At 67.9% G+C, this 10,829-nt stretch carries 12 protein-coding genes and 2 pseudogenes; 10 read left to right on the top strand and 4 right to left on the bottom strand.

Annotation, left to right across the window (positions count from 1 at the left end):
- Window positions 1–19: 19 nt before the first annotated feature.
- Both QZ853_RS16495 and QZ853_RS16490 read right to left on the bottom strand, forming a co-directional pair.
- Window positions 20–127, bottom strand: a pseudogene (locus QZ853_RS16495) (DNA-binding response regulator); the annotation flags it as partial.
- Between the two features lie 33 nt (window positions 128–160).
- Entirely contained in the window at window positions 161–637 is a 477-nt protein-coding gene (locus tag QZ853_RS16490; protein WP_295575463.1) for a MerC domain-containing protein, read from the bottom strand.
- A gap of 33 nt (window positions 638–670) precedes the next feature.
- Here QZ853_RS16490 and QZ853_RS16485 point away from each other — a divergent pair, with 33 nt between their 5' ends.
- From QZ853_RS16485 to QZ853_RS16455, 7 genes and pseudogenes are all read left to right on the top strand, one after another.
- A complete protein-coding gene (locus tag QZ853_RS16485) occupies window positions 671–1,207 on the top strand; it encodes a DUF2796 domain-containing protein (protein ID WP_295575461.1) in 537 nt (178 codons plus the stop codon).
- Window positions 1,204–1,899, top strand: coding sequence for an ATP-binding cassette domain-containing protein (locus tag QZ853_RS16480; protein ID WP_295575458.1), 696 nt, complete (start codon window positions 1,204–1,206; stop codon window positions 1,897–1,899). Before QZ853_RS16485 ends, QZ853_RS16480 begins: the two co-directional genes overlap by 4 nt.
- Window positions 1,892–3,145, top strand: a complete 1,254-nt coding sequence (locus QZ853_RS16475) for an ABC transporter permease (RefSeq protein ID WP_295575455.1) — start codon at window positions 1,892–1,894, stop codon at window positions 3,143–3,145. Before QZ853_RS16480 ends, QZ853_RS16475 begins: the two co-directional genes overlap by 8 nt.
- 2 nt (window positions 3,146–3,147) lie before the next feature.
- Entirely contained in the window at window positions 3,148–3,699 is a 552-nt protein-coding gene (locus tag QZ853_RS16470) for a DUF3299 domain-containing protein (protein WP_295575453.1), read from the top strand.
- A complete protein-coding gene (locus tag QZ853_RS16465) occupies window positions 3,689–4,309 on the top strand; it encodes a DUF3299 domain-containing protein (protein WP_295575450.1) in 621 nt (206 codons plus the stop codon). Before QZ853_RS16470 ends, QZ853_RS16465 begins: the two co-directional genes overlap by 11 nt.
- Window positions 4,309–5,055 (top strand): hypothetical protein, encoded by a 747-nt coding sequence (locus QZ853_RS16460; protein ID WP_295575447.1) that lies wholly within the window; start codon window positions 4,309–4,311, stop codon window positions 5,053–5,055. The genes QZ853_RS16465 and QZ853_RS16460 overlap by 1 nt, the downstream gene beginning before the upstream one ends.
- Window positions 5,056–5,125: 70 nt before the next feature.
- Window positions 5,126–5,323, top strand: a pseudogene (locus tag QZ853_RS16455) (carboxymuconolactone decarboxylase); the annotation flags it as partial.
- A gap of 36 nt (window positions 5,324–5,359) precedes the next feature.
- Here the strand turns inward: QZ853_RS16455 and fdhD are convergent.
- Window positions 5,360–6,208, bottom strand: coding sequence for a formate dehydrogenase accessory sulfurtransferase FdhD (gene fdhD / locus QZ853_RS16450; RefSeq protein WP_295575444.1), 849 nt, complete (start codon window positions 6,206–6,208; stop codon window positions 5,360–5,362).
- A 243-nt stretch (window positions 6,209–6,451) separates the two neighbouring features.
- Between fdhD and QZ853_RS16445 the strand changes: the two genes are divergently transcribed.
- From QZ853_RS16445 to QZ853_RS16435, 3 genes are all read left to right on the top strand, one after another.
- Window positions 6,452–8,737, top strand: a complete 2,286-nt coding sequence (locus QZ853_RS16445; RefSeq protein WP_295575441.1) for an FdhF/YdeP family oxidoreductase — start codon at window positions 6,452–6,454, stop codon at window positions 8,735–8,737.
- Between the two features lie 25 nt (window positions 8,738–8,762).
- Entirely contained in the window at window positions 8,763–9,104 is a 342-nt protein-coding gene (locus tag QZ853_RS16440; protein WP_111203641.1) for a hypothetical protein, read from the top strand.
- A 114-nt stretch (window positions 9,105–9,218) separates the two neighbouring features.
- A complete protein-coding gene (locus tag QZ853_RS16435; RefSeq protein ID WP_295575437.1) occupies window positions 9,219–9,752 on the top strand; it encodes a DUF411 domain-containing protein in 534 nt (177 codons plus the stop codon).
- Window positions 9,753–9,870: 118 nt separating this feature from the next.
- On the opposite strand, the gene blaL1 is transcribed toward QZ853_RS16435, so the two are convergent.
- Entirely contained in the window at window positions 9,871–10,743 is an 873-nt protein-coding gene (gene blaL1 / locus QZ853_RS16430; protein WP_295575434.1) for a L1 family subclass B3 metallo-beta-lactamase, read from the bottom strand.
- Window positions 10,744–10,829: the final 86 nt, after the last annotated feature.

Raw genomic sequence — 10,829 nt, 5'->3', positions numbered from 1 at the left:
GCCGTGCGACTGCGCTGATGCGCACGGGCGCCAGCAGCTTGGCTAAGGCAAACGGCCAGGCGAGGTCGTCATCGGCGCCTAGCTCCAGGCCCTGCACCCGGTCGGCGATGCTGCACCGATCTGTAAGGTTGGCGGCGGTCCCACCGGGCAGGGCCGGGCGCTACCGGAGCTGGCGCAATGCGCGGCGGTTGCTGATGTGCGCTGCGGCCAGCAGTACGCCGCCGCAGGCGGTCGCCACGCCATGCCAGAGCAGTGATTCCTTCAATGGCAGGTACAGCGAGGCTGGCAGCAACAGGCCGGCGCCGACGCTGGCAAGCGCTACCGATCGCCAGCGGCCATGCCGGTGCAGCCCTGCGGCTGTACTGGCCATTGCCAACACCGAGGCCAGCAGCGCGAACAGCCATTCCCAGCGCGACATCACCAGCAGCAGGGTCATTGCTCCGTGTCCGGGATGCTGAAACGAGCGCAGCGCCATCATTGCCGCGGGCACGAAGGCAAGCAGCAGGGGCAGGACGATGCAGTGGGCAGCGCAGGCCAGCGACAGCCAGGCACCGGCCAGATCGAGGTGGGGATGCCAGCGTGCCGAAGTTGGCGGCTGGGGCGGGGCCCTTGCAGGCGTCGTGGGGATGTGGTCCATAATGTTACATAGTAACAATTGGAGCTGTCCCCCATGAAACGTCCTGCTGCTCTGTTCTTCCTGCTGGCTGTCCACACCGCCGCACACGCCCATGACGTTCGCGCGCTGGGCGCGCATGTGCATGGCCAAGCCACCGTCGATCTGGCGCTGGACCAGGGTGCGCTGGAACTTGCGCTGCAGGCGCCGGGCATCGGCATCCTCGATTTCGAGCGCCCGGCGGCGACCGGGGCCGAGCGCGCCGCGCTGGCACGCGCCATCGCTGTGCTCAAGAGTGGCAATTGGGTGACCTTGCCGACGGCGGCGCATTGCCGTCTGGCCAGCAGCAGCGCCCGCGCCGACGGCTTCGATGCCACCACACCGGCCGCGCCGGCAGGACAGCACCGCCATGCCGGTTTCAGTGCCAGCCTGCAGTACCGCTGCGCGAACCCAGCGGCGTTGCGCGCTCTGGTGGTGCGCCTGCCCGCGCAGTTTCCGGGACTGCATGAGGTGATCGTCAATACGGCCACCGACCACGGCCAGGGTCGCAGCGTACTGACCGCTGGCAACCTGCGCGTGGTATTGGCGCCGTGAGCGCTCGGCCGATGATCGCGATGGACGGGGTGCAGTTCGGCTACGACCTGCGCCTGGTGCTGGATATCCCGCGGCTGTGGATCGAACAGGGCAGCAGCGTGCTGCTGAGCGGGGCCAGTGGTGGTGGCAAGAGCACCCTGCTGGGCCTGCTGGCCGGCGTGCTGCTGCCGAGCGAAGGGCGGCTCGAGGTGGCCGGGCATGCCTTGCACGGCATGCGCGATGCGGCGCGCGATCGTTTCCGTGCCGACCACCTGGGCGTGGTCTTCCAGCAGTTCAACCTGCTGCCGTTCCTCAGCGTGCGCGACAACATCGCGCTGGGCCTGCGCTTTTCGCGGGTGCGCAGCGCGCGCATCAGCGGGCCATTGGACGATGAGATCACGCGCCTGCTGCGCGCCCTGCAGTTGGATCCGGCCCTGATGAAGCGCCGTGCCGGCACGCTCAGCGTCGGCCAGCAGCAACGGGTGGCTGCCGCGCGTGCGCTGATCGGGCGGCCGGCACTGCTGCTGGCCGACGAACCGACCTCGGCGCTCGACCGCGAGGCGGCCACCGCTTTCCTGCAGTTGATGTCCGCACAATGCCAGGCCGCCGGTACCACGGTGCTGGTGGTCAGCCACGATGACAGCCTGCAGCCGCTTTTCGACCGTACCCTCGTGCTGTCGGAGATCAACCGCGCAGGTGCCGTCCATGTTTGAGCTTGCCTGGGCCAGCCTGCGCAGCCGTGCGTTGAGCGTCAGCCTTGCCGTACTGGTCATCACCCTCAGCGTGGTGCTGCTGCTGGGTGTCGAGCGGGTGCGCACGCAGGCGCATGAAGGTTTTGCCAGTACGGTATCGGGCACCGATCTGATCGTCGGCGCGCGCTCGGGGCCGGTGAACCTGCTGCTCTATTCTGTGTTCCATATCGGCGACCCGACCAACAACGTATCCTGGCAGTCCTACCAGGCGCTGGCAGCGCTGCCGCAGGTAAAGTGGGCGGTGCCGCTGTCGCTGGGCGATTCCTGGCGGGGCTACCGGGTGGTCGGCACCAGCGGCGGCTATTTCGAGCACTATCGCTATGGCGCCGGCCACCGGCTGGCGTTTGCGCAGGGGCGGCCGTTCGCGGATCTGTACGACGCGGTGATCGGCGCGGAAGTGGCGCGGGCGCAACGGGTCGGCATCGGCGATGAGATCGTGCTGGCCCACGGCACCGGGGCCGTCACCCTGGCCACGCATGCCGACAAGCCCTTCCGGGTGGTCGGCCTGCTGCAGGGTACCGGCACGCCGGTGGATTCGTCGGTGCTGGTTTCGCTGCCGGCGATCGAGGCGATCCATGTTGACTGGCGCTCCGGCGTGCAGCTGCGCAGCCAGCAGGTCAGCGCCGAGCAGGCTCGCCACCTGGACCTGACCCCGACCAGCATCACCGCCTTCATGCTCGGGCTCAACTCGCGCATCGCCACGTTCTCGGTACAGCGCAGGATCAACGAGTACCCGGAGGAGGCGATGTCGGCGATCCTGCCCGGGGTGACCCTGCAGCAGCTGTGGCAATCGCTGGGTACGGGCGAGCGGGCGTTGCAGCTGATCAGTGCGATGGTGGTGCTGCTCGGCATGGTTTCGCTGGTGGCGCTGCTGGTTTCCACGCTGCAGGAGCGGCGGCGCGAAATGGCGGTGCTGCGGGCCACCGGTGCACGACCGGGCTATATCGCGGCCCTGCTGGTGGTCGAAGCGGTGGCGACCAGTGCCGTCGCCTGCATGCTGTCGCTGTCGCTGCTGGTGCTGGGCAGCCTGCTCGGTCGGGGCTGGGTGCTGGCCAACTTCGGCCTGTCGATCACCCGTATATGGCCGGATGGCCGCGAGCTGGGCTGGGTGGCAGCCGTGCTGGCGATGAGCGCGCTGGCCAGCCTGCTGCCTGCGCTGTTGGCGTACCGGCGCACATTGGCTGACGGCCTGTCGCCCGGAGCCTGAGCATGCGCAGGATCTGGTTGCTGCCGATGATGTTCGCGCTGGCCGCATGCGAGCGGCCGGTCGATACCGGCGTGCAGGCGTTGCCACCCTCGCCGGTCGATGATCGCGGGGGTGCCGCGGCGGTTGAAGAGCAGGAGCTGGACTGGCTGCAGATGATGCCCAAGGACGAGCTGGCCGCACTGGAGCGCGGTGAAGGGCCCGAGGTCGAGCACAGTGGCAATCGTCGCATGCCGCAGTTCGGCACCTTCCGCACCGTGGACAAGGTACTGCAGCGCCCCATACGGCTGCCGGGCTACGTGGTGCCGCTGGCCAATGCGCAGGATGGGCGGCTGACCGAGTTCCTGTTCGTTCCGTATTACGGCGCATGCATCCATGTGCCGCCGCCACCGCCGAACCAGATCGTGCACGTGGTGCTGCCGCGTCCGATCCAGATGCCGGACATGTATTCGCCGTTTTTCCTGGCCGGCACCCTGCAGGCCGAACGGCTGGACGACGAGCTGGCCGGTTCGGCCTACACCATGCGTGATGCGCAGCTGAGGGCATATGAACCGTAGACACCTGTTCGCCATCGCCTGTTGGCTGTGCCTGGCTGGATGCGGGCAGCGCAGCAGTGATGCCGCGACGCCGACGCAGGCAGTGGCCGCTGCCGCGCCGGGCGCAGAGGTTGCGCCGATCGATCGCTGGGATGCGCTGCGTCCCGATGAGGTGACCTACCAGCGGCCGCCGCCGCAGATCGGCCTGTTGCGCAATGGCATGGCTGGCGTGGGCGGCCTGATCGACGACACCGGTTCGGGCACGCCGCCGGGTCAGGATATCGACCACTCGAGCCCGGAGCGGGCCCGGCAGTTCGGCTCATCGCGTGTGGTCGACGCCGTCGACGGCCGCGCCGTGGACCTGGACGGCTATGTGGTGCCACTCGGCACCAACGATGCCGGCCTGGTCGACGAACTGCTGTTCGTGCCGTTCTATGGCGCCTGCATCCACGTGCCACCGCCGCCGCCGAACCAGATCATCCATGTGACCCTGGCCAGGCCGATCGCGCTGGGCGACCTGTGGGATCCGTACCGCCTCGCCGGGCGCCTGCAGGTCAGGCGCTTCGATGCGGACATCGCCAGCGCGTCCTACGACGCAGCCGCGGCGTCGCTGACCGCGATCCACAACTGATGCGCGCGCGTTGGTTCATCGCCGCCGGCCTGCTGGGCATGGGTGCGGCGCTGGTCATCGGCTGGCAGCATCGTGCTGCGCGCTCCGCACCACCGACGGCCGCCTTTCCCGCGCCCGCCGCCGACGCCGGTCGGCGCATCGAACGTCGCCTGGTGGAAGACATCGCCTTCCGCAACGACATGCTGTTCCTGCTGGCGGCCACCCTGCGCGACCGCTGCCAGCCGCAGCAGGTCGGGCTGCTGGCACGCATGGCCAATCGCGCGTCGCTGCCGGTGCTGGGCGCGGTCAGTGCAGTGACCGAACGCGAGCCGGCGCTGGACCGCCCGATCTACCAGTACATCCAGCATCGCGCCGACGCGACGCAGTGCGGGCAGCCACTGCAGATGCCGTTGGCAGGCGGGCGCAGCATGGCCGTGGACATCGAACAGTACGCGCGCACCTTCCCCGACAGCTACTTCGACCCGCAACGCAGCAGCGAGCCGCGCGATTTCGGCAGCCAGTCGCTGCAACAACGCGCGGGCAATGCCTGCAACAGCGTGGTGTACGCGGTATTGCCGTTGGGCGGTACCGATTGGCGCTGCAGCAGCCTGCGCGCCAGTGCGAGGTCGCGGGTGCGTGGGCTGTGCGAGGCGGAACTGCGACGCCAGCATGGTGGCATCGGCGGTGAGCTGGACATGGCCGTGGGGCAGGGCATGCAGGGCGCTGTGGTGGCAGCGATCGCCGCATTGCCGCAGGACTGCCGTTGACCGTTCACCGAGCGGCGCAATCCGTCGAGCAAGCTCGACACTGCCAACGCTGAACCGATCGGACGCAAACGCCGCCCTGGACTTCGCGCGGAAAGTGGTCGAGCAGCGTGCGCAGATTGCCGACGGCGACGTGCAGGCACTGCGCGCGGCCGGCTTCGATGACGAGCAGATCGTCGAGATCCTCGCCCGCGTGGCCCTCAACCTGCTCACCCACTACGTCAACGTGGCGCTTGATGTGCCGGTGGACTTCCAGAAGGTGGCGCTGCGCTGTGCCAGGCCGGAGGCGCCGTCCCTCCGGCCATCCTCAGCGGGTCTCGCCGTCGTCGGCCTGCAGCCGCTCAGGATGGGTATACACGTTGAACCCGGTCTCGCGCGCGAACCCGACCAGGCACAGCCCGGCGCTGCGGGCCAGGTCGATCGCCAGGGCGGTCGGCGCCGATACCGCTGCCAGCACGCTGGCGCCTGCGCGCACTGCCTTGCTGACCATCTCGTAGCTGGCCCGGCTGGAGATCACCAGCAGGCCGCCGTCGATGGCGTGTTCGTTGTGGTGCAGGGCGCCGATCAGCTTGTCCAGTGCATTGTGGCGGCCGACGTCCTCGCGTACCCAGCCGATACGCCCGCTGGCATCGGCCCAGGCTGCGGCGTGGATCGCGCCGCTTGCCGCATTCATCGGCTGGTGCTGCGCCAGGGTGGCCAACGCCCGCTGCAGGGCGGCGGCCGTATAGCTGCGGCGCTCGCGGATCTGCGGCAGTGGCCGCAGCACTTCTTCCAGCTGCCGCGTGCCACACAGGCCGCAGCCGCCCCGGCCGGGCAACAGGCGACCATTGGCGGGGTCGAGGTTGGCGCCGGGCGCGTCTTCGGCAACGGTCATCAGCAGCTCGATGCCTTCCAACTGCGGCTTCACCGCGACCGCCAGCAGCTGGGTGGCCGAGGTGATCAATCCCTCGCTGAGCGAAAAACCCAGCGCGAAGTCTTCCAGGTCACAGGGCGTGGCCATCATCACCGCGAAGGCCGCACCGTTGTAGCGCAGGGCCACCGGCACTTCTTCGGCCACCACGTCGACCTGATGCAGTTGCCCCTCGCTGCGCCAGCGCTGCAACGGACGCTGCGCGGTGCCGGCGGGCGGAGTGTGCGGCGGAGTCGAATCGGGCATGCAGCGTGTCCGGATAGGAAAGATGCACAGATGGCCGACCACCTGCACATTCGAGGATAGCGCAGTGGCCGTGCGCAGACGCGGCTGTAACCGTTGCCATGGCAGGCTGCGCCTGAAGCCGTGCGCTGCGCTGGCGCCGTGGCCAGGTCCGTGCTTGACTGTGACGCTGGCCGCGCCTCCACAGCGAGATCAGGCCCGTGTTGCGCCGTTCGCCATTGCGTTCCTCCCGGAAGGTTCCCGAGCATGTCCGAGCAGAAGCCACCGCGTTACAAGCCCTACAACCAACCGGCCGGTGGCTGGGGCGCGGCCGGCGCGACCGCCAAGGCGCTGCTGCAGCAGAGCGTGATCGGCAAGGGCTCTAAGGCCTTGCTGGCGATGAACCAGCCGGGTGGCTTCAAATGCCCCAGCTGCGCCTTTCCTGATGCAGACGAGCGCAAGAAGCTGGAGTTCTGCGAGAACGGCGCCAAGGCCCTGGCCTGGGAAGCGACGCAGTTCCGCGCTGGCCGCGAGCTGTTCGCGCAGCACACGGTCACCGAGCTGATGGCGCAGACCGACTACTGGCTGGAAATGCAGGGCCGGCTGACCGAGCCGATGCGCTATGACGCGGCCACCGACCACTACGTGCCATGCAGCTGGGATGAGGCGTTTGCGCTGATCGGGCGCCACTTGCAGGCGCTGGACAGCCCGAACCAGGCCGAGTTCTACACCTCCGGGCGCACGCCGAACGAGGCAGCGTTCCTGTATTCGATCTTCGTGCGCGAGTTCGGCACCAACAATTTCCCGGACTGCTCGAACATGTGCCATGAGCCGACCAGCCGCGGCCTGCCGCCGGCCATCGGCGTGGGCAAGGGCACCATCGTGCTGCAGGATTTCGAGCACGCCGAGGCGATCTTCGTGATTGGCCAGAACACCGGCACCAATTCACCGCGGATGATGAGCAACCTGGTCGAAGCGCGCAGGCGCGGCATTCCAATCGTGGCGGTCAACCCGATGCCCGAGCGCGCGCTGATCCGCTTCTCCGAGCCGCAGGACGTGGTGCAGATGGCCACGTTCGGCTCGACCGAGATCACCAGCGAGTTCGTGCACATCCGCATCGGCGGCGACCTGGCGCTGATCAAGGGCATGATGCGGGTGATGTTCGAGCGAGAGGCGCAGGGCGAGCGGGTGCTCGACCACGCCTTCCTCGCTGAACACACGGTGGGCCTGGACGCGCTGCGCGAGGACGTGATGGCGCAGGACTGGGAGGAGATCGTGCGCGTCTCCGGCATTTCGCAGGCACAGATCCGCCGCTGCGCCGAGATCTACATCCGCTCCAATGCCACGGTGATCTGCTACGGCATGGGCTTGACCCAGCACCAGTATGGCTCGCGCCTGCTGCAACAGGTCGCCAACCTGCTGATGCTGCGCGGCAACTTCGGCAAGCCCGGTGCGGGCATCGGGCCGATCCGCGGGCATTCCAATGTGCAGGGCGACCGCACCGTCGGCATCGACGAGAAGCCCAAGCCGGCCTATCTGGACCGCGTGCACCAGGTGTTCGGCTTCGATCCGCCGCGTGAGCATGGCCATCATGTGGTCGAATCCATCGAGGCGATGCTGGACGGCAGCGCCAAGGTGTTCATCGGCCTGGGTGGCAACTTCATCCACGCGGTGCCCGATACGCCTCGCGCGTATGAAGCGATGCGTGGGCTGGACCTGACCGTGGGCATCGCCACCAAGCTCAACCGTGGGCACTTGGTTCATGGCCGCGATGCACTGATCCTGCCGGTGGTGGCGCGCTCGGAGCGCATCGTCACCCCGGCTGGCGAGCAGTTCGTCACCATCGAAGACGCGATGTCCAATGTGACGGCCTCGCGCGGCGTGCTTGAGCCTGCCAGCGCCGACGTGTTGCCTGAGGTCGAGATCGTCTGCCGGATGGCGATGGCTGCGCTGCCGCACAGCAAGGTCGACTGGGCGCGCTGCATGCACGACTATGCGCCCATCCGCGATCTGATCGCTGCCGTGTACCCAGAGATCTACACCGGCTTCAATGAGCGCATCCAGCAGGCGCATGGCTTCCACCTGGACATTCCGCCGCGCCGCCGGGTGTGGCCAACGCCCAATGGCAAGGCCAACATCCTGGTGATGCCCGGCCTGGACGTGGACGACCCGGTGGATGATCCGCAGATGCTGCGGCTGGCCACGGTGCGCTCGCACGACCAGTACAACACCACCATCTACAGCTATAACGACCGCTATCGTGGCGTGTACAACGACCGCATGGTGCTGTTCATGAACATCGAGGATCGGCTGGCGCGCGGGCTGGAGAAGGAGGCACTGGTCAGCCTGGAGACCATCAGCGACGATGGTGTCGTGCGTCGCATCGACGGCCTGACCGTGCTGGACTACCCGATGCCGCGCGGCGCGCTGGCCGGTTACTACCCTGAACTGAATCCACTGCTGCCGCTGGACTACTACGACCGCATCAGCGGCACGCCTGCCGCAAAGTCGATCCCGGTGCGGGTGAGCGCAATGGTGGCGACGATTGCGTGACGTGCGCATCGGCTATCATCGGCGGGTGAACCTGCCTGGCCTGCTGCTGCGATGGATGCTGCTCGTTGCCCTGGTGCTGAATGCACCGGCGCTCGCGCTTGCCTCATCTTCGTACAGCGGGTCGGCCAATCAGGATCACTGCGCTGCACCGCACTCAGCCGCGATGGCGGCAGCTGGCTGCTGCGATGATGCGGCCCCGGCGGCCTGCCAGAGTGGTGAGTGTGAATGCCCGCCGGCCTGCCTTGGCATGCTGGCCATGTTGAGCGGTACGCCCGCCTCGCCGTGGCGCGAGGCGCCGGTAGCCGCCAGTACCCGGCAACGCGCACCGCCGCCGATGCCGGACCCATTGCGGCCCCCTATCGCGTGATTCCCTGCAGGCCTCAAGCGCCTGCCGTAGCTACTCGACTTTTCTCGACTCTGCCCGCGCCTTCGATGCGCGGGGGGCGGGCTACGTTGCCCGCCTCTGCAAAGGAAACACTCAATGAACCGTACTCTGTCCCTCGGCCTGCTGCTGGGCACCGTGCTGGCCACCACCGCCTGCGCTCGTGCCGCCGAAGAATCTTCCGCGGCGCCGGTCGCCAGCGAAGCACAGGCACCGGCCCATGCCAGCCCAGCCAAGATCGATCAGGCCTTGCCGGTGGCCATCGTGCACAAGACCGCCAGCTGCGGTTGCTGCGGCATCTGGGTCGACCACCTGAAGGCGGCTGGCTTCCAGGATGTGCGCAACACCGACGACATGAACCCGATCAAGGTCCGCCTGGGTGTACCGGTCGGCAAGGCCTCCTGCCATACCGCCGAGATCGGCGGGTATGTGGTCGAAGGCCACATTCCGGCCGAAGACATCAAGCGCCTGCTGGCGGAGCGTCCCACGGCGCGTGGCCTGGTGCTGCCCGGCATGCCGGCCGGTTCGCCGGGCATGGAGATGCCGGACGGCTACGTGCAGCCGTACACCGTCGAGCTGGTGCGCACCGACGGCAGCACCGAGCTGTTTGCCCAGCACGGGCAAGGTGGCTGACAGCCAGTGGTGGTGCCGGTCGGTCTGACCGGCACCTTCCCACGCGTCCTGTGTAGAGCCGAGCCCACGCTCGGCTGTTTTCTTCGGGCAAGCCGAGCGTAGGCTCGGCTCTACAGGATCAGCGGTGTGCCGCGGATTCCCTGGCCAGTTGCGCGTCGAATTTCTTCTCGGCCCCATCCGCGTAGGCCTTGCAGGTCAGTGCGTTGGCGCTGGCCTTGCTGCCGGCGGCATAGTTCCAGTTGCTGGCACCCGGGTGCGGGGTCAGCAGCAGATCGCAGGGCAGGTCGCGCACGGTAGTGAAGCTGCGCTTGTAGTCCTCGATCAGGCGCGGATAGCGGGGGTTGTCCTTGAGCTGGTAGCCCGGCGCACTCAGGCTGTCGGCGTAGGCGATGCGCAACGGCTTGCCATCGCGGGTATCGGTCCAGGTCCACGCGGTGCTTCCCGGAGTGTGCCCCGGCATGAAGTGCGCGGTGAATGCGATGCCGCCCACCGTGACCACTTCGCCATCCATGATGATGCGGTCGGCGCTGGTGGGCGGATAGGTGATGCCGTCGCCAAAGTGCAGGTCGTTGCTGCCGCCGCGCGCCAGCAGCACAGCCGATTCGGCATTAGCCACCACGTGCGCGCCGGTGCGACGCTTGAGCTCGGCCACCGGGCCGGCGTGGTCGGCATGCGCATGGCTGAGCAGGATCAATCGCAGGTCCTGCGGGGCCACGCCGCGCAACTTCATGTTGTCCAGCAGGTGGCCGGCCATCTGTGGCATGCCGCCGTCCAGCAGCACTGCGCCCTCGGCGGTCTGCACCAGCAGAGCGGTCAGGTCCTGCGTGCCGATCTGCCAGGTGTGATCAGCAATCTGCAGCGGTGCCATCGGCTGCAGCCAGGACGTGTCCACCGTGTAGGCCCGCAGCTGCGGCAACGGCGCTTCGGCGGCGCTGGCGTGGCTGATCGGAAGTACGGCCGCAAGGGTGAGGGTGAGCAGAGGGAAACGCATGATTCACGTCCGTTTGAAGGAGGCCCAGAAACTAGCACGGGCCTCCTTCAGCGCGTCCCGCATAGATTTCATGGCTCCCATAAGGG

It is taken from the genome of uncultured Stenotrophomonas sp. (assembly GCF_913778665.1).
Lineage (GTDB): Bacteria > Pseudomonadota > Gammaproteobacteria > Xanthomonadales > Xanthomonadaceae > Stenotrophomonas.
Note: the sequence above shows the minus strand (reverse complement) of the source record. Positions and strands in the feature narration are given on the sequence as shown.

What these genes read in the sequence shown, in the direction of transcription:
- QZ853_RS16460 (WP_295575447.1), top strand. Translation starts at nt 4,309, where the DNA reads ATGCGCGCGCGTTGGTTCATCGCCGCCGGCCTGCTGGGCATGGGTGCG.
- QZ853_RS16445 (WP_295575441.1), top strand. Translation starts at nt 6,452, where the DNA reads ATGTCCGAGCAGAAGCCACCGCGTTACAAGCCCTACAACCAACCGGCC.
- QZ853_RS16435 (WP_295575437.1), top strand. Translation starts at nt 9,219, where the DNA reads ATGAACCGTACTCTGTCCCTCGGCCTGCTGCTGGGCACCGTGCTGGCC.
- fdhD (WP_295575444.1), bottom strand. Translation starts at nt 6,208, where the DNA reads ATGCCCGATTCGACTCCGCCGCACACTCCGCCCGCCGGCACCGCGCAG.
- QZ853_RS16470 (WP_295575453.1), top strand. Translation starts at nt 3,148, where the DNA reads ATGCGCAGGATCTGGTTGCTGCCGATGATGTTCGCGCTGGCCGCATGC.
- blaL1 (WP_295575434.1), bottom strand. Translation starts at nt 10,743, where the DNA reads ATGCGTTTCCCTCTGCTCACCCTCACCCTTGCGGCCGTACTTCCGATC.
- QZ853_RS16465 (WP_295575450.1), top strand. Translation starts at nt 3,689, where the DNA reads ATGAACCGTAGACACCTGTTCGCCATCGCCTGTTGGCTGTGCCTGGCT.
- QZ853_RS16490 (WP_295575463.1), bottom strand. Translation starts at nt 637, where the DNA reads ATGGACCACATCCCCACGACGCCTGCAAGGGCCCCGCCCCAGCCGCCA.
- QZ853_RS16485 (WP_295575461.1), top strand. Translation starts at nt 671, where the DNA reads ATGAAACGTCCTGCTGCTCTGTTCTTCCTGCTGGCTGTCCACACCGCC.
- QZ853_RS16475 (WP_295575455.1), top strand. Translation starts at nt 1,892, where the DNA reads ATGTTTGAGCTTGCCTGGGCCAGCCTGCGCAGCCGTGCGTTGAGCGTC.